The 24,745-nt window shown below is 73.0% G+C and carries 18 protein-coding genes and 1 tRNA gene; 10 read left to right on the forward strand and 9 right to left on the reverse strand.

From position 1 onward, the window contains the following. Positions 1-3 precede the first annotated feature (3 nt). From trpB to BLT39_RS14365, 7 genes are all read left to right on the forward strand, one after another. Positions 4-1,362, forward strand: a complete 1,359-nt coding sequence (trpB, locus tag BLT39_RS14335; protein WP_242658412.1) for a tryptophan synthase subunit beta — start codon at positions 4-6, stop codon at positions 1,360-1,362. After that, on the forward strand, positions 1,359-2,171 hold the full coding sequence (gene trpA / locus BLT39_RS14340; protein WP_091064433.1) for a tryptophan synthase subunit alpha: 813 nt from the start codon (positions 1,359-1,361) through the stop codon (positions 2,169-2,171). Before trpB ends, trpA begins: the two co-directional genes overlap by 4 nt. After that, the gene (gene lgt, locus BLT39_RS14345; protein ID WP_091064436.1) at positions 2,168-3,118 is read left to right on the forward strand and encodes a prolipoprotein diacylglyceryl transferase; all 951 of its coding nucleotides are present in this window, start codon (positions 2,168-2,170) and stop codon (positions 3,116-3,118) included. The genes trpA and lgt overlap by 4 nt, the downstream gene beginning before the upstream one ends. A gap of 323 nt (positions 3,119-3,441) precedes the next feature. Then, positions 3,442-8,115, forward strand: a complete 4,674-nt coding sequence (gltB, locus tag BLT39_RS14350) for a glutamate synthase large subunit (protein ID WP_242658413.1) — start codon at positions 3,442-3,444, stop codon at positions 8,113-8,115. Further along, complete coding sequence (locus BLT39_RS14355; protein ID WP_091064440.1) at positions 8,108-9,592, forward strand: glutamate synthase subunit beta; 1,485 nt, start codon at positions 8,108-8,110, stop codon at positions 9,590-9,592. Before gltB ends, BLT39_RS14355 begins: the two co-directional genes overlap by 8 nt. A gap of 96 nt (positions 9,593-9,688) precedes the next feature. After that, on the forward strand, positions 9,689-11,104 hold the full coding sequence (gene pyk / locus BLT39_RS14360) for a pyruvate kinase (protein WP_091064442.1): 1,416 nt from the start codon (positions 9,689-9,691) through the stop codon (positions 11,102-11,104). Then, positions 11,097-11,966, forward strand: a complete 870-nt coding sequence (locus tag BLT39_RS14365) for an acyl-CoA thioesterase (protein WP_091064445.1) — start codon at positions 11,097-11,099, stop codon at positions 11,964-11,966. Before pyk ends, BLT39_RS14365 begins: the two co-directional genes overlap by 8 nt. On the opposite strand, the gene BLT39_RS14370 is transcribed toward BLT39_RS14365, so the two are convergent. Continuing rightward, on the reverse strand, positions 11,952-13,622 hold the full coding sequence (locus tag BLT39_RS14370) for a pyridoxal phosphate-dependent decarboxylase family protein (protein ID WP_091064448.1): 1,671 nt from the start codon (positions 13,620-13,622) through the stop codon (positions 11,952-11,954). The two genes, BLT39_RS14365 and BLT39_RS14370, sit on opposite strands and share 15 nt — an antisense overlap. Positions 13,623-13,635: 13 nt before the next feature. Then, a tRNA-Leu gene (locus tag BLT39_RS14375) sits at positions 13,636-13,709 on the reverse strand. A 67-nt stretch (positions 13,710-13,776) separates the two neighbouring features. Here BLT39_RS14375 and BLT39_RS14380 point away from each other — a divergent pair. Both BLT39_RS14380 and BLT39_RS14385 read left to right on the forward strand, forming a co-directional pair. After that, positions 13,777-14,379: an ANTAR domain-containing response regulator gene (locus BLT39_RS14380; RefSeq protein WP_091064451.1), complete on the forward strand. Its 603-nt coding sequence runs from the start codon at positions 13,777-13,779 to the stop codon at positions 14,377-14,379. A gap of 223 nt (positions 14,380-14,602) precedes the next feature. Then, positions 14,603-15,937 carry an ABC transporter substrate-binding protein gene (locus tag BLT39_RS14385; RefSeq protein WP_091064454.1) on the forward strand — a complete coding sequence of 445 codons (1,335 nt, stop codon included), beginning with the start codon at positions 14,603-14,605 and terminating at the stop codon, positions 15,935-15,937. 55 nt (positions 15,938-15,992) lie between these two features. Here BLT39_RS14385 and BLT39_RS14390 read toward each other — a convergent pair whose 3' ends face one another. From BLT39_RS14390 to BLT39_RS14420, 7 genes are all read right to left on the reverse strand, one after another. Further along, positions 15,993-16,418, reverse strand: coding sequence for a DUF1772 domain-containing protein (locus tag BLT39_RS14390; RefSeq protein WP_091064457.1), 426 nt, complete (start codon positions 16,416-16,418; stop codon positions 15,993-15,995). Then, positions 16,415-16,789, reverse strand: a complete 375-nt coding sequence (locus tag BLT39_RS14395) for a hypothetical protein (RefSeq protein WP_242658414.1) — start codon at positions 16,787-16,789, stop codon at positions 16,415-16,417. Before BLT39_RS14395 ends, BLT39_RS14390 begins: the two co-directional genes overlap by 4 nt. Before the next feature lie 59 nt (positions 16,790-16,848). Beyond that, positions 16,849-17,700, reverse strand: a complete 852-nt coding sequence (locus tag BLT39_RS14400; RefSeq protein WP_207507974.1) for an ABC transporter ATP-binding protein — start codon at positions 17,698-17,700, stop codon at positions 16,849-16,851. Further along, positions 17,697-18,719: an ABC transporter ATP-binding protein gene (locus BLT39_RS14405; protein WP_091064462.1), complete on the reverse strand. Its 1,023-nt coding sequence runs from the start codon at positions 18,717-18,719 to the stop codon at positions 17,697-17,699. The genes BLT39_RS14400 and BLT39_RS14405 overlap by 4 nt, the downstream gene beginning before the upstream one ends. Next, positions 18,709-19,707: a branched-chain amino acid ABC transporter permease gene (locus BLT39_RS14410; RefSeq protein ID WP_091064465.1), complete on the reverse strand. Its 999-nt coding sequence runs from the start codon at positions 19,705-19,707 to the stop codon at positions 18,709-18,711. The genes BLT39_RS14405 and BLT39_RS14410 overlap by 11 nt, the downstream gene beginning before the upstream one ends. 4 nt (positions 19,708-19,711) lie before the next feature. After that, positions 19,712-21,007: a branched-chain amino acid ABC transporter permease gene (locus BLT39_RS14415; protein ID WP_242658415.1), complete on the reverse strand. Its 1,296-nt coding sequence runs from the start codon at positions 21,005-21,007 to the stop codon at positions 19,712-19,714. A gap of 312 nt (positions 21,008-21,319) precedes the next feature. After that, complete coding sequence (locus tag BLT39_RS14420; protein WP_091064469.1) at positions 21,320-21,721, reverse strand: PaaI family thioesterase; 402 nt, start codon at positions 21,719-21,721, stop codon at positions 21,320-21,322. A 58-nt stretch (positions 21,722-21,779) separates the two neighbouring features. Here BLT39_RS14420 and polA point away from each other — a divergent pair, with 58 nt between their 5' ends. Further along, positions 21,780-24,521, forward strand: a complete 2,742-nt coding sequence (gene polA, locus BLT39_RS14425) for a DNA polymerase I (protein ID WP_091064472.1) — start codon at positions 21,780-21,782, stop codon at positions 24,519-24,521. Positions 24,522-24,745 lie beyond the last annotated feature (224 nt).

The raw sequence follows: 24,745 nt of genomic DNA on the forward strand, positions 1-24,745 counted from the left end.
GGCGTGACCACCACCGCCCCCGTGCCCCCGCCCGACGCGAGCCTGCTGCGCCCGCGCCCGGAGTGGCCGGACGCGACCGGCCACTTCGGGCGGTTCGGCGGCCGCTTCGTCCCCGAGGCGCTCGTCGCCGCGCTGGACGACCTGACCGAGGCCTACGAGGCCATGCGCGTGGACCCGGTGTTCCTCGCCGAGTTCGAGCGGCTGCACCGTGACTACACCGGCCGGCCCTCCCCGATCACCGAGGTGCCCCGCTTCGCCGAGCACTGCGGCGGCGCCCGGGTGCTGCTCAAGCGCGAGGACCTCAACCACACCGGCTCGCACAAGATCAACAATGTGCTGGGCCAGGCGCTGCTGACCCAGCGCATCGGGAAGAAGCGGGTCATCGCCGAGACCGGCGCCGGCCAGCACGGCGTCGCGACCGCCACCGCCGCGGCCCTGCTGGGCCTGGAGTGCGTGGTCTACATGGGCGAGGAGGACACCCGCCGGCAGGCCCTCAACGTGGCGCGGATGCGGCTGCTCGGCGCCGAGGTGGTCCCGGTGACCACCGGCTCGCGCACCCTCAAGGACGCCATCAACGAGGCCTTCCGCGACTGGGTGACCAACGTGGAGACCACCAACTACGTCTTCGGCACCGTCGCCGGGCCGCACCCGTTCCCGGCCATGGTCCGGGACTTCCAGCGGGTCATCGGCGACGAGGCGCGCGCCCAGGTGCTGCAGCGCGAGGGCCGGCTGCCCGACGCGGTGCTGGCCTGCGTGGGCGGCGGCTCCAACGCCATCGGCATCTTCACCGCCTTCGTGCCCGACGAGGGCGTCCGGCTCGTCGGCCTGGAGGCCGGCGGCGACGGCGTCGAGACCGGCCGGCACGCCTCCTCCATCACCGGCGGCGAGCCCGGCGTGCTGCACGGCGCCCGGTCCTACCTGCTGCAGGACGCCAACGGCCAGACCGTGGAGTCGCACTCGATCTCCGCGGGCCTGGACTACCCCGGGGTCGGCCCCGAGCACAGCTACCTCAACGACATCGGCCGGGCGGAGTACCGGCCGGTGACCGACAGCCAGGCCATGGAGGCCTTCGCGCTGCTGTGTCGCACCGAGGGCATCATCCCGGCCATCGAGAGCGCGCACGCCCTGGCCGGCGCCGTCACGCTGGGCCGCGAGCTGGGTCCCGACGCCCTGCTGCTGGTCAACCTCTCCGGCCGCGGCGACAAGGACGTGGAGACCGCCAGCGCCTGGTTCGCGCTGGGGGAGCAGACCGCGCCGACCGACGAGGACGACCGGGCGGTCGAGGCCGGCCGCGGCGGCGACCCGGGCGCCCCGCTCGGCGACGCCGACGCCACCACCGTGCAGGACGGCGACGCGCTGTGACCGTCCCGCCCAGCCACCCCGGGAGCGCCCTGGCGGACCGCATCGGCGCAGCGCGCGCGGAGGGCCGCTCGGCGCTCATCGCCTACCTGCCGGTCGGCTACCCCGACGTCCCCGCCTCGATCGAGGCCATGGTCGCTGCCGTCGAGGGCGGCGCGGACGTCGTGGAGATCGGCGTCCCGTACTCCGACCCCGGCATGGACGGCCCCACCATCCAGGAGGCCGTCGACGTCGCGGTGCGCGCCGGCACCGGGATGGCCGACGTGCTGGCCGCGGTGTCCGCGGTGGCGCAGGCCGGCGCCGTCCCGGTGGTGATGAGCTACTGGAACCCCATCGAGCGCTACGGCGTCGAGCGGTTCGCCACGGACCTGGCCGCCGCCGGGGGAGCGGGGGCGATCACCCCCGACCTGATCCCCGACGAGGCCGGGGAGTGGATCCAGGCCAGCGACGCCGCCGGGCTGGACCGGGTCTTCCTGGTGGCGCCGTCCTCCACCGACACCCGGCTGGCGGCCACCGTCGGCGCCTGCCGCGGCTTCGTCTACGCCGCGTCCACGATGGGTGTGACCGGCACCCGCACCACCGTCGGCGACACCGCGCAGGTGCTCGTCGAGCGCACCCGCGGCGTGGGCTCCGACGTCCCGGTCTGCGTGGGCCTGGGGGTCAGCGACGGCGCGCAGGCCGCCGAGGTCGCCGCCTTCGCCGACGGCGTCATCGTCGGCTCGGCCTACGTGCGCCAGCTGCTGGACGGCCACGGCGCCGAGGGCGTGCGCCGGCTGTCCGAGGACCTGGCAGCCGGGGTGCGGCGCCGGTGACCGCCGACCTGCTCGCCGCGATCCCCAGCCCCGCGCAGGGGGTCTGGCACATCGGGCCCTTCCCGCTGCGGGCCTACGCGCTGTGCATCATCGCCGGCATCGTGCTGGCCGCCTGGATCGCCGAGAAGCGGTTCGTCGCCCGGGGCGGGGCACCCGGCGACGTGCTGGACATCGCGGTCTGGGCGGTGCCCTTCGGCATCGTCGGCGGCCGGGTCTACCACGTCATCACCACCCCCGAGCCGTACTGGGGCGAGAACGGCGACCCGGTGCGCGCGCTGTTCATCTGGGAGGGCGGCCTGGGCATCTGGGGCGCCATCGCCCTGGGCGGGGTGGGTGCCTGGATCGCCTGCCGGCGCCGCGGCATCCCGCTGCCGGTCTTCGCCGACGCCCTGGCCCCCGGGCTGCTCGTGGCGCAGGCGGTCGGCCGGCTGGGCAACTGGTTCAACCAGGAGCTGTTCGGCCGCCCCACCGACCTGCCGTGGGGCCTGGAGATCGCGCCGCGGTTCCGCCCGGCCGGCTTCGAGCAGTTCGCCACCTTCCACCCGACCTTCCTCTACGAGCTGCTGTGGAACCTCGCCGCAGCCGCCGTGGTGGTCTGGGCCGACCGCCGGTTCCAGCTCTCGCACGGCCGCGCCTTCGCCCTCTACGTGGCGCTGTACTGCCTGGGCCGCGGCTGGATCGAGATGCTGCGCATCGACACCGCCGAGCAGTTCCTCGGCCTACGGCTGAACGTGTTCACCGCCGTCGTCGTCGGCCTGTGCGCGGTGGCCTACCTGGTCGTGCAGCGCGGGAAGCCGCGCGAGCACCTCGACCGCGGCACCGCGGCGACCGCCGCGGGGAGCGCGGACGACCCCGCCGACCCGGCCGACCCCGACGGGACCAGCGTGAACACCGTTTCCGAGCCCACCGCCGACCCGCCGGCGGCCGAGAAGCGCACCGAGCCCTGACCGAGACGTTCGCCACCTCCGGCGAGCATGTCGCCGGGGTGTCGGTTCTGTGTACTCTCGGCGCGCAGCCACCCGGCGATCCCGGGCGGCCGACGAACGTCGGAACCGGGCCAGCGACGCCCCGCGCCACGACAGCCCCCGAGCGGCCCCCGGGCCGTGCGGCACCCCGGCGGTCCGGCCACCCAGCCCAGTCGTCGACCCACCGAACCACCCGGTGAGCCAGTCCCCTGCCCGCCCCTGACCACCCGGCCGGGCCCCACCAGGCCCCCCGCGGACGATCCGGCCACCCGGACGCCGAGGGACCCGCCGTCGACGGGAGTGACATGTCCACCTCCACCGAGCCGACCCCGACTCCGGCCGTCGCGCCCAGCGCCACCCGGGTGCCCTTCTCCGCCGTCCCGGCGGCCAGCGGTCTCTACGACCCGGCCAACGAGCACGACGCCTGCGGCGTGGCCTTCGTGGCCGACGCGCAGGGTCGCCGCAGCCGGTCGATCGTGGCGATGGGTCTCACCGCCCTGCACAACCTCGACCACCGCGGTGCGGCCGGCTCCGAGCCGAACTCCGGCGACGGCGCGGGCATCCTCACCCAGGTCCCCGACGTGCTGCTGCGCGCGGTCACCGACTTCGACCTGCCGCCGCTGGGGGAGTACGCCGTCGGCGTGGGCTTCCTGCCCCGCGACGAGGCCCAGCGCGCCGAGCGGGTCGCCGACGTCGCCCGCATCGCCGCCGAGGAGGGCCTGGTCGTCCTCGGCTGGCGCGAGCTGCCCGTCGACCCCGAGGGTGCCGACATCGGCCCCACGGCGCTGGCGGTCATGCCGCACTTCGCCCAGGTCTTCGTCGCCGAGGCCACCGCCGCCCGCGCCGACGAGACCGCCTTCGGCGGCCGGCAGGCCCCCAACGGCGTCACCCGGCTGGAGCGGCGCGCCTTCGTGCTGCGCAAGCGGGCCGAGCGCGCCGCCGAGGAGGCGGGCAGCTCGCTGTACTTCGCCTCGCTGTCCTCGCGCACCCTCACCTACAAGGGCATGCTGACCACCGACCAGCTGCCCGCGTTCTTCCCCGACCTGACCGACGAGCGGTACAGCTCGGCCATCGCGCTGGTGCACAGCCGGTTCTCCACCAACACCTTCCCGAGCTGGCCGCTGGCGCACCCGTTCCGCGCCATCGCGCACAACGGCGAGATCAACACCATCAAGGGCAACCGCAACCGCATGCGGGCCCGCGAGGCCAAGCTGGCCACCGACCTGTTCGACGGCCCGGCCGGCCCGGCCACCGAGCTCGGCCTGGAGCGCATCTTCCCGGTCACCGCCGCCGACTTCAGCGACTCGGCCACCTTCGACGAGGTGCTCGAGCTGCTGCACCTGTCGGGCCGCTCGCTGCCGCACGCGGTGCTGATGATGATCCCCGAGGCGTGGGAGAACCACGCCGAGATGGACGCCGCCCGCCGCGCGTTCTACCGGTTCCACTCCGCGGTCATGGAGCCGTGGGACGGCCCGGCCTGCGTCTGCTTCACCGACGGCACGCTCATCGGTGCGGTCCTGGACCGCAACGGCCTGCGCCCGGGTCGCTGGTGGCGGACCAAGGACGACGTCGTCGTCCTGGCCTCCGAGGTCGGTGTGCTGGACATCCCCGCCTCCGACGTCGTGGCCAAGGGCCGCCTCAAGCCCGGCCGGATGTTCCTGCTGGACACCGCGCAGGGCCGGCTGGTCCCCGACGACGAGGTCAAGGGCGCCCTGGCCGCCGAGCACCCCTACGACGACTGGCTGCACGCCGGTCTCATCCACCTGCCCTCGCTGCCCGAGCGCCGCCGCTCCCGGCCCAGCCACGAGTCCGTGGTCCGCCGCCAGCTGCTGTTCGGCTACACCGAGGAGCAGCTGCGGGTGCTGCTGCAGCCGATGGCCGCCAGCGGTGCCGAGCCGATCGGCTCGATGGGCACCGACACCCCCGTCGCCGCGCTGAGCGACCGGTCGCGGCTGCTCTACGACTACTTCGGCCAGCTGTTCGCCCAGGTGACCAACCCGCCGCTGGACGCCATCCGCGAGGAGCTGGTGACCAGCCTGGGCCGCACCTTCGGGCCGGAGCAGAACCTGCTGCAGCCGACCCCGGCGTCCTGCCGGCAGGTCGTGCTGCCCTTCCCGGTCATCGACAACGACGAGCTGGCCAAGATCCTGCACATCGACGACGACGGCGACCTGCCCGGTTTCGCCGCCGTCCGGATCACCGGCCACTTCGACGTCGACGGCGGCGGCGCGGCCCTGGAGCAGGCGATCGCCGACCTGCAGACCAAGGTCAGCAAGGCCATCGCGGCCGGCGCGCGGGTCATCGTGCTCTCCGACCGCGACTGCGACGAGAAGCGCGCCCCGATCCCGTCGCTGCTGATGACCGCCGCGGTCCACCACCACCTGGTGCGCGAGCGCACCCGGATGGAGGTCGGGCTGGTCGTGGAGTCCGGCGACTGCCGCGAGGTGCACCACGTCGCGCTGCTGCTGGGCTACGGCGCCGCCGCGGTCAACCCCTACCTGGCCTTCGAGAGCGTCGAGGACCTCATCCGCGACGGCCTGCTCACCGGCGTGCAGCCGGCCCAGGCCGTGCGCAACGTGGTCAAGGCCATGGGCAAGGGCGTCCTGAAGGTCATGAGCAAGATGGGCATCAGCACCGTCGGCTCGTACACGATGGCGCAGATCTTCGAGGCCGTCGGGCTCTCGCACGACGTCGTGGAGAAGTACTTCACCGGGACGTCGTCGACCCTGGGCGGCGTCGGGCTGGACGTGCTGGCCGAGGAGGTGGCCATGCGCCACCGCCGCGCCTACCCGGCCAACCCGACCGAGGTCGCGCACCGCAAGCTCACCGTGGGCGGTGAGTACCAGTGGCGCCGCGAGGGCGAGATCCACCTGTTCAACCCCGAGACGGTGTTCCTGCTGCAGCACGCGACCCGGTCGCGGCAGTACGACGTGTTCCAGAAGTACACCGACGCGGTCGACCAGCTCTCCCGTGACGCCTCGACCCTGCGCGGTCTGTTCACCTTCAAGGAGGGTGTCCGCCCGCCGGTGCCGATCGAGGAGGTCGAGCCGGTCAGCGAGATCGTCAAGCGGTTCTCCACCGGCGCGATGAGCTACGGCTCCATCTCGCAGGAGGCGCACCAGACCCTCGCCATCGCGATGAACCGTCTCGGCGGCAAGTCCAACACCGGCGAGGGCGGCGAGGACCCCGACCGCTTCACCCCCGACGAGAACGGCGACCTGCGCCGCTCGGCGATCAAGCAGGTGGCCAGCGGCCGGTTCGGCGTGACCAGCGAGTACCTGGTCAACGCCGACGACATCCAGATCAAGATGGCCCAGGGCGCCAAGCCCGGCGAGGGCGGCCAGCTGCCCGGCTCGAAGGTCTACCCGTGGGTGGCCCGGACCCGGCACTCCACCCCGGGCGTCGGCCTGATCTCCCCGCCGCCGCACCACGACATCTACTCGATCGAGGACCTCAAGCAGCTCATCCACGACCTGAAGAACGCCAACGACGAGGCGCGCGTCCACGTCAAGCTGGTGTCCGAGGTCGGCGTGGGCACGGTCGCGGCGGGTGTCTCCAAGGCGCACGCGGACGTCGTCCTGATCTCCGGGCACGACGGCGGCACCGGTGCCGCACCGCTGACCTCGCTCAAGCACGCCGGGTCCCCGTGGGAGCTCGGGCTGGCCGAGACCCAGCAGACGCTGCTGGTCAACGGGCTGCGCGACCGCATCACCGTGCAGGTCGACGGCCAGATGAAGACCGGCCGGGACGTCGTCATCGCCGCGCTGCTGGGCGGTGAGGAGTTCGGCTTCGCCACCGCGCCCCTGGTGGTCAGCGGCTGCGTGATGATGCGCGTCTGCCACCTGGACACCTGCCCGGTCGGCGTCGCCACCCAGAACCCGGAGCTGCGCAAGCGGTTCACCGGGCAGCCGGAGTTCGTCGTCACCTTCTTCGAGTTCCTGGCCGAGCAGGTGCGCGAGCTGCTCGCGCAGCTGGGCTTCCGCTCGATCGAGGAGGCCGTCGGCCAGGTCGAGGTGCTCGAGACCCGCGCCGCGGTCGACCACTGGAAGGCCGCCGGGCTCGACCTCGCGCCGGTGCTGGCCCTGCCCGAGCTCCCCGAGGGCGCCCCGCGCCGCCGGGTGCGCGGCCAGGACCACGGCCTGGACGTCGCGCTGGACCAGACGCTGATCCAGCTGTGCGAGGGCGCGCTGCTCGACGCCCGCCCGGTGAGCCTGCAGCTGCCGGTGCGCAACGTGAACCGCACCGTCGGCACGATGCTCGGCGCGATGGTCACCCGCCGCTTCGGCGGTCAGGGCCTGCCCGACGGCACGATCGACCTCACCTTCGAGGGGTCGGCCGGGCAGTCCTTCGGCGCCTTCGTGCCGCGCGGCATCACCATGCGGCTGCTCGGCGACGCCAACGACTACGTCGGCAAGGGCCTGTCCGGCGGGCGCATCGTCGTGCGCCCCGACCCCGCGGCCAGCTTCGCCGCCGAGGACGCCGTCATCGCCGGCAACGTGATCGGCTACGGCGCCACCGGTGGGGAGATCTTCCTGCGCGGGCGGGTCGGCGAGCGGTTCTGCGTGCGCAACTCCGGTGCGCTGGCCGTCGTCGAGGGCGTCGGCGACCACGCCTGCGAGTACATGACCGGCGGGCGTGCGGTCATCCTCGGCGAGACCGGGCGCAACGTGGCCGCGGGCATGAGCGGCGGCATCGCCTACGTGCTCGACCTGGCCACCCACCGGGTCAACGGCGAGATGGTCGACGTCGAGTCGCTGTCGGGCGAGGACTCCACCTGGCTGCGCGAGGTGCTCACCCGCTACCGCGAGGAGACCGGCTCGACCGTGGCCGCCTCGCTGCTGGCCGACTGGGGCCGCTGGTCCGAGCGGTTCAGCGTGATCATGCCGCGGGACTACCGCCGCGCCGTCGAGGCCCGCCGGGCCGCCGAGGCCGCCGGGTACGACGTGGATCGAGCTGTGATGGAGGCGGCACGTGGCTGACAGCACCGGGTTCCTGAAGTACGAGCGGGCCACCCCGCCGCGGCGGCCGGTCGACGTCCGCATCCGCGACTGGAAGGAGGTCTACCTCGAGCGCCAGGCCGGCGGCGAGGAGGCCTTCTCCACCGCGGCGCTGCGCACCCAGGCGGCGCGCTGCATGGACTGCGGCATCCCGTTCTGCCACCACGGCTGCCCGCTGGGGAACCTCATCCCCGAGTGGAACGACCTGGTGCGCCGGGACGACTGGCGCGAGGCGATCGAGCGGCTGCACGCCACGAACAACTTCCCGGAGTTCACCGGGCGGCTGTGCCCGGCGCCCTGCGAGGGGTCGTGCGTGCTCAACCTGACCGAGGCGCCGGTGACCATCAAGCAGGTCGAGGTCGAGATCATCGACCGCGCCTTCGCCGAGGGCTGGGTCGTGCCGCAGCCGCCGGCCGAGCGCACCGGCAAGAAGGTCGCCGTCGTCGGCTCCGGCCCCGCCGGGCTGGCCGCCGCCCAGCAGCTGACCCGGGCCGGCCACGAGGTGACCGTGTACGAGCGCGCCGACGCCATCGGCGGGCTCATGCGCTACGGCATCCCCGAGTTCAAGATGGAGAAGCGCCACCTGGACCGGCGGCTGGACCAGATGCGCGCCGAGGGCACCCGGTTCGTCACCGGCGTCGAGGTCGGCGCCCCGGGCTCGGACCTGTCGGTCGAGCAGCTGCGCGAGGAGTTCGACGCCGTCGTCCTCTCCGGTGGCGCGACCGTCGGCCGCGACCTGCCCGCCCCTGGCCGGGAGCTCGAGGGCATCCACCTGGCCATGGAGTTCCTGCCCTACGGCAACCGGCAGGGCCTGGGCCAGCTCGACGACCCGCCGATCAACGCCGCCGGCAAGCACGTGGTGATCATCGGCGGCGGCGACACCGGCGCCGACTGCCTGGGCACCTCGCACCGGCAGGGCGCGGCCTCGGTCGCGCAGCTGGAGATCATGCCCGAGCCCCCCACCTCCCGCGGCGCGAAGAACCCGTGGCCGACCTACCCGATGATCATGCGGGTGTCCTCGGCGCACGAGGAGGGCGGGGACCGGGTCTACGCGGTCAACACCGAGCGCTTCCTCGACGACGGCCACGGCCACGTCAAGGCCGTGCTGGTGCACGACGTGGAGATGGTCGACGGGAAGTTCACCAAGGTCGAGGGCACCGAGCGCGAGCTCCCCGCCGACCTGGTCTTCCTGGCCATGGGCTTCACCGGCGCGCAGAAGGAGGGCCTGGTCGAGGGCCTCGGCGTCGAGGTCGACGGGCGCGGCAACGTGGTCCGGGACGCGGAGTTCATGTCCACCGTCCCGGGCGTGTTCGTCGCCGGTGACATGGGTCGCGGCCAGTCGCTGATCGTCTGGGCGATCGCCGAGGGCCGGGCCGCCGCCGGTGCCGTCGACACCTGGCTGACCGGCTCCTCGCTGCTGCCCCGGCCGATCACCCCGACGGCCGTCGCGCTGCGCTGACCTGCACCAAGACGTCCGAGACGTCCTGCTCGACACCCCCGGACGCCGGTCGCCCGGCGTCCGGGGGACGGGTCCGCTTGCACTAGCGTGGCGGGCATGAGCCGTCGCGCCAAGATCGTCTGCACACTGGGACCCGCGGTCGGGTCCGCCGAGCAGATCACCGCCCTCGTCGAGTCCGGGATGGACGTCGCCCGGCTGAACTTCAGCCACGGCGAGCACGCCGACCACGAGCGCAACTACCACCTGGTCCGCCAGGCCTCCGACCGCGTCGGCCACGCCGTCGCCGTGCTGGCCGACCTGCAGGGCCCCAAGATCCGTCTCGGCCGGTTCAAGGACGGCCCGGTGACCTGGGAGACCGGGTCGCGGGTCTGCATCACCGTCGAGGACGTCGAGGGCACCGCCGAGCGGGTCGGCACCACCTACAAGAACCTGGCCAACGACGTCCGCGTCGGCGACCGGCTGCTCGTCGACGACGGCAACCTGGCGCTGACCTGCGTCGAGGTCGACGGGCCCGACGTGTGGTGCCTGGTCCTCGAGGGCGGTGTGGTCAGCAACAACAAGGGCCTCTCGCTGCCCGGCGTCGCCGTCAGCGTCCCCGCGCTGAGCGAGAAGGACGCCGCCGACCTGCGGTTCGCGCTGAGCCTGTCGGTGGACTTCGTGGCCCTGTCGTTCGTGCGCCGCGCCGAGGACGTCGAGCTGGTGCGCGAGATCATGCGCCAGGAGGACGTCGAGGTCCCCGTCATCGCCAAGCTGGAGAAGCCCGAGGCGGTGGAGAACCTCGAGGCGATCGTCGAGGCCTTCGACGGCGTCATGGTCGCCCGCGGCGACCTGGGCGTGGAGCTGCCGCTGGAGCAGGTGCCGCTGGTGCAGAAGCGCGCCGTGCAGGCCGCCCGCGAGCGCAACAAGCCGGTCATCGTGGCCACCCAGATGCTCGAGTCGATGATCACCTCCTCGCGGCCCACCCGCGCCGAGGCCTCCGACGTCGCCAACGCCGTCCTCGACGGCGCCGACGCGGTGATGCTGTCGGGGGAGACCTCGGTCGGGAAGTTCCCCATCGCCGCGGTGCGCACGATGGAGCGGATCATCGACGCGGTCGAGACCGACGCGGTGCGGGTGCCGGCGCTGGTGCGCCAGTCCCGGTCCCGCTCCGGGGCGATCGTGCGCGCCGCCCGCGAGATCGGCGAGGCCCTCGACGTCGACGCGCTGGCCGCCTTCACCCTCACCGGCGACACGGTGCGCCGGCTGGCCGCCCTGCACACCCGCCTGCCGATCCTGGCCTTCACCACCGACCCCCGGGTGCGCAGCCGCATGGCGCTGTCCTGGGGCGTGGAGACCTTCCTCGTGCCGCAGGTCGGGCACACCGACGACATGGTCGGGCAGGTGGACTTCTCGCTCATGTCGATCGGCCGGCTCAAGGAGGGCGACCGGGTGGTCGTCGTCGCCGGTTCCCCGCCCAACGTGCAGGGCTCGACGAACCTGATCCGGGTGCACGAGATCGGCACGCATGCCTGAGTCGCACGCGGCGGCGCTGATGGACGTGCTGTCGCTGGAGGAGCGGGCACCGGACCTGTTCGTGGGCTGGACGCCGGAGACGCCGCTGCAGCGCATCTTCGGCGGCCAGGTGGCGGCGCAGTCGCTGACCGCCGCCACCCGCACGGTCCCGGCGGGTCGCGGGGTGCACTCGCTGCACTCCTACTTCCTGCGCCCGGGCGACCCGCACACCGAGATCCGCTTCGAGGTCGACCGGATCCGGGAAGGGCGCAGCTTCAGCACCCGCCGGGTGCTGGCCCGGCAGACCCGCAAGGGCGAGGACGTCGCGATCTTCGCGCTGACCGCGGACTTCACCGCGGGCGAGGCGGCGGTCGTCGAGCACTCGCTGGCCATGCCGCAGGTCCCCGGGCCCGAGGGCCTGCCGGGCATCGACGAGGTCGCCGCGGCCCACCCCGGCCGCGCCACCGGTGCCCGCGCGCTGGCGGTCGCGGTGGAGCAGCGCTACCTCGAGGACCCGTTCGACCCGACCCCCAAGGTGGCGCCGCACACGCAGAGCCGCGGGTGGTTCCGGGTCGCCGGCCGGCTGCCCGACGACGAGGGCGTGCACGCCGCCGCGCTCACCTTCGTCTCCGACCTCACCCTGCTGTCGGCCGGGCTCGCCCGGGTCGGCGGCGGGTGGAGCGGGGAGACCGTGGGCGCCAGCCTGGACCACGCGGTCTGGTTCCACCGCCCGGTCCGGGCCGACGAGTGGTTCCTCTACGAGACCGACAGCCCGGCCGCGGTGGCCGGGCGGGCCATGTGCCTGGGCCAGATCTGGGCCCAGGACGGCACGCACGTGGCGACCGTGGCCCAGGAGGGTCTCATCCGGTCACTGCGGGGCTGACCCCGCCGCGGGCTGCTCAGAGGGCTGCTCCGCGGGCTGCTCCGCGGCGGCCGGGTCGACCTCCACGACGGTCTGGTGCTCGACCGGCTGGGGCTCCTCGGCGGCCGCCGCGGCGCGCTCGGCCTCCGCGGCCCGCTCCGACTCGGCGGCGCGCTCGCGCTCCAGCCGGGCGGCCCGCTCCTGCTCGGCCGCCGCCTGCTGCTCCGCGGCGGCCTCGGCGAAGTCGGCGGCCAGCCAGTCGTGGTTCTCCCGCAGCAGCTCCCACAGCCGCTCCACGTGCCGCAGCTCGGTGGCCGGGGCGCCGATGGACACCCGCAGCACCACCTCGCCGGAGATCGTGGTGTGGGTCAGGAAGACCTCGCCGCCGTCGACCAACCGCTCGAGCAGGGTCATGGTGGCGACGTCGGCGTCCACCCCGCGGGCCCAGCGGGGCTTGAGGCAGACCAGCGACAGCGGGTGCGGTGCGACCACGTCGAAGCGGTCGTCGGCGGCGGCCCAGCCGGCCAGCTGCTGGGCCAGCGCCACGTGCGCCCGGACGTGCTCGCGCAGGCCCTCGGCGCCGTACCAGCGCAGCACGAACCACAGCTTGAGCGCCCGGAACCGGCGGCCGAGCTCGATCTGCCAGTCGCGGTAGTCCACGACGGCACCGCTGTCGGTGGCCGGGTTGCGCAGGTACTCGGGCAGGATCGCCAGCGCGCCGGTGAGCGCGGCCCGGTCGGCGGTGAAGAAGAGGGTGGCGTCGAAACCGGTGAGCAGCCACTTGTGCGCGTCGGTGGTGTAGCTGTCGGCCCACTCGACGCCCTCCTGCAGGTGGCGCAGCTCCGGGGCGACGGCGGCCACGCCGGCCCAGGCGGCGTCCACGTGCAGCCAGACCCCGCGGTCGCGGCAGACCGGACCCAGGGCGGCCAGCGGGTCGAAGGCTCCGGTGGACGTGGTGCCGACGGTGGCGCAGACCAGCACGGGGGTGAACCCGCGGGCGACGTCGGAGTCGAGCTTGCGGGCCAGCTCCGCGGGCCGCATGGCCAGGTCGCCGTCGACGGGCACGACCCGGACGGCGTCGGTGCCCAGGCCCGCGATGCGGGCGGCCTTCTCCATGCTGGAGTGCGTCTGGGCCGAGACGTAGACGGTCATCGCACCCGGCTCGACGCCGCTGCGCACGGTGCGCCCGCCGGTGGCCCGGTGCAGCGCGGCCAGCAGGGCGACCAGGTTGGCCCCGGAGCTGGAGTCCTGCACGACGCCGCCGCCGGTGCTGCCGTGCGTGAAGGCCTCGGGCAGGCCCAGCAGCTCCACGAACCAGTCCATGACGTGCTGCTCGAGCTCGGTGCAGGCCGGGCTGGTGATCCAGGACATGCCCTGCACGCCCAGCACCGAGCTGACCAGGTCGCCCAGCACCGACGGGCCGGAGGTGTTGGCGGGGAAGTAGCCGTAGAAGCCCGGGTGCTGCCAGTGCGTCAGCCCGGGGACGACGACCCGCTCCAGGTCGGCGAGCACGGCGGCGATGCCCTCGCCCTGTTCGGGGGCGGACGCCGGCAGCGCCGAGCGCACGTCGCCGGGCGCCACCCGGGACCGCACGGGCAGCGACTCCACCCGGGCCATGTGGTCGGCGGCCCAGTCGACCACCTCGTGCCCGAACCGGCGGAACTCCTCAGGTGTCATGTGGCCGCTCACGTGCCCCCGGTCCGATTCGAACGGACACTGTGCGGGTTTTGAATCCGCTCCCTCTGCCAGTTGGGGTACGGGGGCCTCAGCAGGGACGTGCGACGCCGAGACTACGGCGCGGTGACCGGTCGGCCTCGATAGGGTGAGACCCGTGAGCACGCAGCCGACCCGGGTCCTCATCGCCGAGGACGAGGCCCTCATCCGCCTCGACCTCAAGGAGATGCTCGAGGAGGAGGGGTACGTCGTCGTCGGCGAGGTGGGCGACGGCCAGGCCGCGGTCGACTCCGCGCGCGAGCTGCGCCCCGACCTCGTCGTGCTCGACGTGCAGATGCCGGTGCTCGACGGGCTGAGCGCCGCCGAGCAGATCGCCGCGGCCCGCATCGCCCCGGTCATCGTGCTGACCGCCTTCTCCCAGCGCGAGCTGGTGGAGCGGGCGCGCGACGCCGGCGCGATGGCCTACCTGGTCAAGCCGTTCTCCAAGGCCGACCTGGTGCCGGCGATCGAGGTGGCCGTGGGCCGCTTCCAGGAGATGGCGGCCCTGGACGCCGAGGTGGGCGACCTCAAGGAGCGGCTCGAGGCGCGCAAGGTCGTCGAGCAGGCCAAGGGCAAGCTGATGGCCGACCGGGGCATCACCGAGGCCGAGGCCTTCCGGTGGATCCAGCGCACGGCGATGAACGAGCGGACGTCGATGAAGGCCCTGGCGCAGCTGGTGCTCGCCGGCGAGGCCGGCCCGGCGGAGGCCGCCACCTCCTGACCCGCATCCACCCGGGTGCGCCCGGCTGCGCCCGGGTGGGGGTGGTGGGGCAGGCGTGTGTCCTGCGGGTTGCCGAGGTCACAAGCGGATCACGGTGCGACCGGAACTGCCGATCCGCTCCCGGTTCGCGGTTAGGTTCCTGCCACTGACCGGACAGGTCCGGGTGCTACGGCGCCCGGGTCGGCCCGGCGGAGGGAAGAACCACCACACTGGGAGTCACTTGATGCGCACTGGCACCTTCGCCCGCGCCGTCGCCGTGTCCGGTGCCGTCCTGCTCGCTGCGACCGCCTGTGGCGGCGGCAGCGACAGCGACGACGCCGCGGCCACCGGCGGCGGGGACGGCGGCAGCAAGCAGGTCAACGTCTACGGCACCGACGGCAACATGGGCAACGCCCTGGGTGAGGACTTCACCGAGGAGGGCGCCCTGGCCGGCATGAAGGGCACCACGCCCCTCACCGAGCTGGGCGACGACTTCAAGAACCGTCTGCTCGAGGTCGACCCGAACCTGCAGGACTACAACTACGCCGGTGAGTCCTACGACGCCGTCGTCATCACCGCGCTCGCGGCGCAGGCGGCGGGCAGCAACCAGGCCACCGTGTTCGGGCCCTACGTCAACGGCATCACCGTCGGCGGGGACAAGTGCTCCGACTTCCAGGGCTGCCTGGACATCATCAACTCCGGTGGGAACGTCGACTACGACGGCATCACCGGCCCGCTGAGCTTCACCGACGCCGGTGAGCCGGCCGAGGCGTCCTTCGGCCTGCTGCAGTTCGGCGAGGACAACCAGCTCGACGACAGCCTGACCGAGTTCGTCATCGCCGGTGACGAGGCCAACGCCACCACCGACGAGGGCCCGGCCTACGCCGCGCCCGGGACCACCGGCCAGACGCTGACCATCGGCACCCTGCTGCCGCTGACCGGCAACCTGGCCTTCCTCGGCCCGCCGGAGGTCGCCGGCGTCCAGCTGGCGATCAACGACATCAACGCCGCCGGCGGCGTCTTCGGCTCCCCGGTCCAGCTCGTCGAGGGTGACTCCGGTGACGCCTCGACCGACACCGCCACCCAGACCGTGGACCGCCTCCTGCAGTCCAACGTCAACGCCATCATCGGTGCGGCGTCCTCGGGCGTGAGCCTCACCGTCATCGACGCCATCACCGGCGCCGGTGTGCTGGAGTTCTCCCCGGCCAACACCTCCGACCAGTTCACCACCTACAACGACCAGGGGCTGTACTTCCGCACCGCGCCCCCGGACACGCTGCAGGCCCGTGCGCTGGCCGACCTGATCGGCGCCGACGGCAACAACACGGTCGGGATCCTCGCGATCAACGACCCGTACGGCACCGGCCTGGCCGAGAACACCCGCAACAACCTGATCAGCGACGGTCTGTCCGAGGACAGCGTCCAGTCGATCACCTACGACCCGCAGGCCGCGAACTTCGACTCCGAGGTGCAGCGGATGGTGGACTTCAACCCCGACGCCATCGTGGTGATCGGCTTCGAGGAGTCCTCGCGGATCATCCAGGCGCTCAACGCCCAGGGCATCGGCCCGCAGCGCTGACGTAGCCAGCACGGAACGGCCCGGCCCCCGCGAGGGAGCCGGGCCGTTCTGCGTCTCAGGCCAGCACCAGCCAGACCGCCGCGCCCAGCCCGGCGGTGGCGGCCACGGCGCGCACCGTGTCCACCCGCAGCAGCCGACGGTGCGCCGCGGCGTCCCACCCGCGGTCCAGCACCCGGTGCAGGGGCACCGCGCCCAGCCACGTGGCGCCGAGGACGACGGCCAGGCAGGCCGCGCCGGCCAGCACCGGGACCACGGGGGCGGAGCCGCGGACGGCGAGCACCAGCAGCCAGACGGTGGTGACGCCCTGCCCGGCGAACAGCGGGCCCACCACCCGGCTGATCCGCCGCTGGTGGGCCCGCTCGTAGGCGGCGAACCCGTCGACGACCCCGGCCATCTGCGGGTAGACCACCACGCGCACGGTCCACTGGAACCCGGCGTAGGCGGCGACCAGCGCCAGGTGCACGACCGCGAGGGTGCTCACCGGCCGCCCGTGGCCGGCTTGCCGCGCCAGGCGAGGCTCTGCGCGTCCAGCCGGCGCAGCAGCGGGTCGCCCTCGGCGTCGATGCGCTCGGCCAGGGCGACCGCGGCGGCCAGCCGGTCGTCGTCCAGCTGGGCGAAGGCGGGGGAGCGGCGGCGGTCCAGCACGTCGTACCAGCGACCGGCCACGGCGTGGTCGAGCACGATCCGGCCGAAGCAGTGGTCGGCGGTGACGACCCAGCCCTCGGCGCGGGCGCGGTCGGGCAGCCGGTGCAGCACGAGCTCCCGGTAGCGGGCCAGCAGCTGCTCCCGGGTCACCGGCTGGGGTCGGGGCGCGGGGCCGGGGGCGCGGCGGGGGAGTCGGGCACGACCCATGACAGCACGGTGCCGGCCGTCCCGCGCAGGGGACGACCGGCACCGGTGCCGTGCGGGGGTTACTGGGCCTTGGCGAGGGTGCCCAGGTAGAGCTCGACGACCTTGGGGTCGTTCATCAGCGCCTTGCCCTTGTCGGTGTAGGCGTTGCGGCCCTGGTCGAGGACGTAGCCGCGGTCGCAGATCTGCAGGCACCGCCGGGCGTTCTGCTCGACCATGATGATCGAGACCCCGGTGGCGTTGATCCGCCGGCAGCGGATGAAGACCTCGTCCTGGTAGGCGGGCGAGAGGCCGGCCGACGGCTCGTCGAGCAGCAGCACCGACGGGTCCATCATCAGCGCCCGGCCCATGGCCACCATCTGGCGCTCACCGCCGGACAGCGCACCGGCCTTGCCGTTGCGCCGCTCGCCCAGCAGCGGGAACAGGTCGATGACGTAGTCGAACCGCTCCTTGAACGTCTTGGGCCGCAGGTAGACGCCCATCTGCATGTTCTCGGCGATGGTCAGCGAGGGGAACACGTTGTTGTTCTGCGGCACGTAGCCCACGCCCAGCTGCACCAGCTTGTGCGCCGGCGCCGAGGTGATGTTCTCCCCGCGCAGCGTCACCGACCCCGACCGGACCGGGATGAGCCCGAACAGCGTCTTGAGCAGGGTCGACTTGCCGGCGCCGTTCGGGCCGATGATGCCGACCAGCTCGCCGTCCTGCAGGTAGAAGTCGCAGCCCCGCAGGATGTTCACCCCCGGCACGTAGCCGGCGACGAGGTCGTCAGCGCGCACCAGCGCACCCTCGGCGAGCTTGACGTGCTCCTCGCGGGTGGCGGCCTTCTCGGCGGGCGAGAGCTCGCTGCTGGCCGCGGTGTCGGCGCGGGTGAGGTCCTCGCCGGTCTCGTCGACCTCGAACAACGGGTCGCTCATGGCTTGTCCTTCTCGCTGGAGATGGTCCCGGAGGAGGAGGGGTCGGTGGTGCCGCCGGGGGCGACACCCTCCTCGCGGGCGATCGCGGCCTCGGCCTCGGCCAGCACGCGGTCCTCCTCCTCGTTGGTCAGCGGCGCGTCGTGGTGGGCGCCGAGGTAGGCGTCCACGACGGCCTTGTTCTGGGAGATGGACTCCGGCGGGCCCTCGGCGATGACCTTGCCGGCGGCCATGACGACCACCCAGTCGCTGATGTCCCGGACGACGTCCATGTCGTGCTCGACGAAGACGACGGTCATGCCCTCCTCGCGGAGGTCCTTGACGTGCCCGAGCAGCGACTGGGTCAGCGCCGGGTTCACCCCGGCCATCGGCTCGTCGAGCATGACGACCTTGGGGTCGCTCATGAGCGCGCGGGCCATCTCCAGCAGCTTGCGCTGGCCGCCGGAGAGGATGCCGGCGAAGTCGTCCTTCTTGGCGTCGAGCTTGAACCGCCGGAGCAGGTCCATCGCCTTCTCGGTGTTGGCCTTCTCCTGCGCCCGCCAGGTGCCGGGCACCAGGGCCTTGAGGAAGGACTCACCGGACTGGCCCTGCGCGCCGAGCAGCATGTTCTGCAGCACGGTGAGCCGGGACAGCGCCTTGGTCAGCTGGAAGGTGCGCACCACGCCGAGCCGGGCCACCTGGTGCGGGGACATCCGGCCGAGCGAGGTGCCGTCGAAGGTCCAGGTGCCGGTGTTGGGCTGGTCGAACCCGGTGAGCAGGTTGAACAGCGTGGTCTTGCCGGCGCCGTTGGGGCCGATCAGGCCGGTGATGCCACCGCGCTGGATCTCCAGGTGGTCCACCGAGACCGCGGTGAGGCCGCCGAAGGTGCGGGTGACCTTGTCCACGACCATCGCCGGGTCGGGCTTGGCGACGCCGACCTCCCACGGCAGGTCGGCCAGCGCCTTCTGCGCCAGCCGGGCCGGCGGGGCCTGGTGGCCCGCCGAGGACGCGGCGGTCGCGCCGGTGGTGGGGTCAGCGGGCATCGAGCATCACCTCTCGTCGGTCACCGAAGATGCCCTGCGGCCGGAAGACCAGCAGGAGCATCAGCCCGATGCCGACCAGCACGAAACGGATCTGGGCCACGTCGGTGGAGGACAGCAGGGCGTCGGGGATGACGCCGTTGCTGATCAGTGCCCGCAGGAAGGTGTCGGCGAACTGCAGGATGAACAGCAGGATGATCGACCCGACGACCGGGCCGAGCACCCGCGCCGCACCACCCAGGATGAGGGCGGCGTAGGCGAGGAAGGTGTTCGCGTTCTGGTACTGGTCGGGGATGGCCGAGCCGGTGCCGACGGCGTAGACCATGCCGCCGAGCGCACCGAAGACCGCACCGAGGACCAGCGCCTGCATCTTGTAGTTGTAGACGTTCTTGCCCAGGGCGCGCACGGCGTCCTCGTCCTCGCGGATGGCCTTGAGCACGCGGCCCCAGGGGCTGCGCATGAGCGCCCAGACCAGCAGGCAGGCCAGCGCCACGATGACCCAGCCGACCAGGGCCACCCAGAGCTCGCCGCCGCTCCAGGAGGTGCCCAGGATCCGGTAGCGGGTCTGGGTGTCCCAGGGGGCGAGGGCGATGAAGCTCTGGTTGAACGCCGACAGGCCACGGGTGCCGTTGGTGACGGGTGTGGCCGACACCGACCGGAAGAGCAGGCGCAGCCCCTCGGCCGTGGCGATCGTGACGATGGCGAGGTAGTCCGCCCGCAGCCGCAGGGTCGGCAGACCCAGCAGGAGCGCGAGGACGACGGCCGCGGCGATGCCGACCAGCACGCCCACCCAGAAGGGCAGGCCCCACTGGCTGACGGAGATGGCGATGCCGAACCCGCCGAGCATGGCGAACGCGATCTGCCCGAAGTTGAGCAGGCCGGTGTAGCCGAAGTGCACGTTGATGCCGATGGCGAGCAGCGCGAAGAAGATGGCCTGGAACCCCAGGCCGGACTTGACGCCGATGAGCAGGGCGTCGACCAGGTCGCTCATCGGCTCAACCGATCCGGGCCCGGCTGCCCAGGATGCCCTGGGGCCGGATGACGAGGATGACGATCAAGAGGAGCAGACCTCCGACGTACTTGGTGTCGTCCGGGATGACCAGGGTGGACATCTGGACGAACACACCGATGATGACGCTCCCGACCAGGGCGCCGTAGGCGGTGCCCAGGCCACCGAGGGTGACGCCGGCGAACATGAGCAGCAGCAGGCGGAAGCCCATGTCCCACTGCACCTGGTCGGACAGGCCGAGCAGCACGCCGCCGAGCGCGGCCAGCGCACCGCCCATCATCCAGACGACCAGGATGACCCGGTTGACGTCGATGCCCGAGGACGCCGCGAGGTCGCGGTTGTCCGCGACCGCCCGCATGGCCTTGCCGATCTTGGTGCGCTGCAGCATGAGGGCGACCAGGACCAGGACGACGACGGCGATGACGATGGTCGCCAGCGCCCGGTTGGTGAGGGTGAAGACGCCGTAGTTGACCGCGCGCTGCGACTGGTACTCGGCGTAGGGGTTGGAGAACCCGCCGTAGACGATCTGGATCGCGTAGCGCAGCAGCAGCGAGAGGCCGATGGAGACCACCAGCGCGGCGACCAGGCCGGTGCCGCGCCTGCGCAGCGGCCGCCAGAGGGCCAGCTCGTTGAGCGCGCCGACCCCGGCCCCGACCACCATCGCGATGAGCGTCGCCGCGATCAGCGGCACCCCGCCCTGCACGTTGATGTACCAGGCGACGATGGCGCCGATGGTGACCAGCTCGCCGTGGGCGAAGTTGGTCAGGCCGGTCGTGCCGAAGATCAGCGACAGGCCGACCGCGCAGACGGCGATGATCAGGCCGAACCGCAGGCCGTCGACGAGCAGCTGGACCGCCCGGATGGTGCTGCCACCACTGCCGGTGGACCCGTCCTGCAGGCCGAAGTTGACCGGCTGCTGGCGGCCGTTGTCGACGGTGACCGTGCGCTCGGCGCCCTGCGGGCCCAGCGTCACGCCGTCGGGGAGGGAGTCGGAGTCGATGCTCACCGTGTACTGGCCGGCACCGGCGGGCAGCGGGATGTCGAACCGGCCCTGGTCGTCGGTCTCGACCGAGTCGACCTCGCTGCCCGAGGAGTCGGTGACGGTGACCGTGATGCCGGCGATGGGGCCCGAGCGGCTGGTCTGCAGCGTGCCCCGGACCGACTCGCCCTCGGCGCTGGCGATGCCCGCGGGCAGCAGCGCGGCGAAGACGGCGGCGAGGGTGGCGACCAGCAGCGACAGGGCGAAGGCGCGGCGGCCGCGACCGCCCGACCGGGCCCGCACGCGCCGGCCCCCTGCTCGTGGGTCCGGGGACCCCGGGGGGCCCGTCCGGGCACCGTGCACATGGGCACGGTGGGGTGCGTGCGTCACTCGACCTCCTGGGCCGTCGGGGGGAGTGCGGACGCCGGTGTCCGGCCGGGGGTGGCCCGGTGGACAGCCGGTGACCGCAGGACGATCGGGTGCGGACCCTAACCCACCTGTGTGACGGTCCTGGGTCCTGCTACGTGTCCCGTGACACAACTGCGACCTACCGGTCCGGGCGCAGCCGGTGCGACCCGGGCGCGGTCGGGCCCGGGTCGCGCTGCGCAGCCGGGGTCAGCGGCTGCGGACCGTGGTGGTCAGCCGGGCGCTGGCCGTGGGGCGGCCCTCGTCGTCGGTGACCTGGATGAGGAAGGTGGCCAGCGTCCGCCCCCGGCGGACCGGGGTGCAGACCGCGGTGACGGTCCCGCCGGTGGCCCCCCGCAGGTAGCTGACGTTGAGCTCGACGCCCACCACCTGGCCGCCGGGGCCGGCGTGCAGCGCCCCTGCCCACGAGCCGACCGTCTCGGCCAGCGCGCAGGTGGCGCCGCCGTGCAGCAGGCCGAAGGGCTGCTCGTTGCCCGCCACCGGCATGGTGGCCACCAGCCGGTCGGGGTCGAAGTCCACGATCTCGATGCCCAGCTTGGCGTCCAGCGGGCTCAGGTCGGCGGGCGCCCAGTCCGGGCGGGGAGTGCTCACGGGGCGCACGCTAACCAGCGGCCCGGTGTTGTCGTACCCCCGCCATACGATGACGGCGATGTCTGCACCGGTGTCCGAGACGGCCTCCCCTTCCACCGCGGCCCCGGCGGGCCAGCGCCCGCGGCTGCTGCTGCTCGACGGCCACTCCCTGGCCTACCGGGCGTTCTTCGCGCTGCCGGTGGAGAACTTCTCCACCACCACGGGGCAGCCCACCAACGCCGTGTACGGGTTCACCTCGATGCTCATCAACGTGCTGCGCGACGAGGCGCCCACGCACCTGGCCGTGGCCTTCGACGTCGGCCGCAAGACCTTCCGCAGCGAGATCTACGCCGAGTACAAGGCCAACCGGTCCGAGAGCCCCACCGACTTCCGCGGCCAGGTGTCCCTCATCCAGGAGGTGCTCGCCGCGCTGCACGTCCCGGTGCTCACCGCCGAGGGCTACGAGGCCGACGACGTCATCGCCACGCTCACCGTGCAGGCCGTCGAGTCGGGCATGGACGTGCTGATCTGCACCGGCGACCGCGACGCCCTGCAGCTGGTCAACGAGCACGTCACCGTCCTCTACCCGCGCAAGGGCGTGTCCGACCTGACCCGGTTCACCCCCGAGGCCGTCGAGGAGAAGTACGGCCTGAGCCCGGTGCAGTACCCCGACTTCGCGGCGCTGCGCGGCGACCCGTCGGACAACCTGCCGGGCATCCCGAGCGTGGGGGAGAAGACCGCCGCGAAGTGGGTCCGCGAGTACGGGTCGCTGGACGCCCTGGTCGACCAGGTCGACACCGTCAAGGGCAAGGTCGGGGAGAAGCTGCGCGAGCACCTGTCCTCGGTGCTGCAGAACCGCCGGCTCACCGAGCTCGACCGCACCGTCGCCCTCGAGCTGCACCCCACCGACCTCGCCGTCCAGCCGTGGGACCGCAACGAGGTGCACACCCTCTTCGACAACCTCCAGTTCCGGGTGCTGCGCGACCGGCTGTTCGCCACGCTGTCCAGCGCCGAGCCCGAGGTCGACGGCGGCTTCGACGTCACCGTCGACGAGGTCGCCCCCGGCGAGCTGGGCGGGTGGCTGGCCACCCACGGCCGGGCCGGGCACACCGGCATCGTGTTCCGGGGCCGCTGGGGTCGCGGCACCGGCGAGCTCACCGGCATCGCGCTGGCCGGCGCCGACGACCACACCGTCTTCGTCGACCTCGGCCCCGACCTCGACACCGCCGACGAGCAGGCCCTCGCCGCCTGGCTGGCCGACCCCACCGCCCGCAAGGTGGTGCACGAGGAGAAGGGCCCGCTGCTGGCCGTCTGGGCCCGCGGCTGGGAGCTCGAGGGCGAGATCAGCGACACCGCGCTGGCCGCCTACCTCGCCCTGCCCGGCCAGCGCTCGTTCGACCTGGCCGACCTGTCGGTCCGGTACCTGCGCCGCGAGCTCGCCGACGCCGACCCCGCCGAGCAGCAGCTCACCCTCGACGGCATGGGCCCCACGGAGGCCGACCTCGCCCGCGAGGCCGCGGTCTCCGACGCCCGCAAGGCCGTCGCGGTCAACGACCTCTCCGACGCCCTCGAGCAGCTGCTCGGCCAGAAGGGCGGCGACCAGCTGCTCACCGGTCTCGAGCTGCCGCTGACCAAGGTGCTCGCCCGCATGGAGCAGCGCGGCATCGCCGCCGACCTGGAGCTGCTGCACGACCTGCAGTCCGAGTTCTCCGGCAAGGTCGCCGAGGCCGCCGCCGACGCCTACGAGGCCATCGGCACCGAGATCAACCTCGGGTCACCCAAGCAGCTGCAGGCGGTGCTGTTCGACCAGCTCGGCCTGCCCAAGACCAAGAAGAACAAGACCGGCTACACCACCGACGCCGACGCGCTGGCCTGGCTGCAGGAGACCAGCCCGCACCCCTTCCTCGAGGCCCTCCTGCGCCACCGCGACGTCACCCGGCTGCGCACCGTCATCGACGGCCTCATCCCGATGGTCGACGACGCCGGCCGGATCCACACCACGTTCCAGCAGACCATCGCGGCCACCGGGCGGCTGTCCTCCACCGACCCCAACCTGCAGAACATCCCCATCCGCTCGGCCGAGGGCCGCCGCATCCGGCAGGCCTTCGTCGTGGGCGCGGGCTACGAGTCGCTCATGACGGCCGACTACAGCCAGATCGAGATGCGGATCATGGCCCACCTGTCCGAGGACGCCGGGCTCATCGAGGCCTTCATGTCCGGCGAGGACCTGCACACCTTCGTCGCCGCCCGCGCCTTCGACATCCCGCTCGAGCAGGTCGACCCCGAGATGCGCCGCCGGATCAAGGCCATGAGCTACGGCCTGGCCTACGGGCTGTCCGCCTACGGGCTGTCCCAGCAGCTGAAGATCACCCCCGAGGAGGCGCGCGTGCAGATGCACGCCTACTTCGAGCGCTTCGGCGGCATCCGCGACTACCTCGACACCGTCGTCGACGACGCCCGGCAGACCGGCTACACCCAGACCACCATGGGCCGCCGCCGCTACCTGCCCGACCTCACCAGCGACAACAAGCAGCGCCGCGACATGGCTGAGCGGATGGCCCTCAACGCCCCCATCCAGGGCTCGGCCGCCGACGTCATCAAGGTCGCCATGCTCGACGTCGAGCGGGCCATCGCCGAGCGCGGCCTGGCCAGCCGGATGCTGCTGCAGGTGCACGACGAACTGGTGCTCGAGGTCGCGCCCGGGGAGCGGGAGGAGCTCGAGGAGCTCGTCCGCACCCAGATGGCCGGGGCCGCCCAGCTGTCCGTGCCGCTGGACGTCTCCGTCGGCGTCGGGCAGAGCTGGGACGCGGCCGCGCACTGAGTTCACTGTCGTCCTCCGGACTCCCACCGCGGCCAACGGCCGTGCCCCTGGTGCGACGAGCGGTGCTGCTCCCGCCTCGGGGTGGGGGCGCTCGTGCCTCGGCCCCCACCCGTCGGCGGGACTGGGTCGAGCCGGGTGTCGGGGACCCTGCGGGCCCCGCTCCACCCGGCTCATCGCCCGCGTCCCTGCGGTCTTGGCCCCTGCCGTGCGTGGTGATCGCGGGG

It is taken from the genome of Klenkia brasiliensis (assembly GCF_900100695.1).
Lineage (GTDB): Bacteria > Actinomycetota > Actinomycetes > Mycobacteriales > Geodermatophilaceae > Klenkia > Klenkia brasiliensis.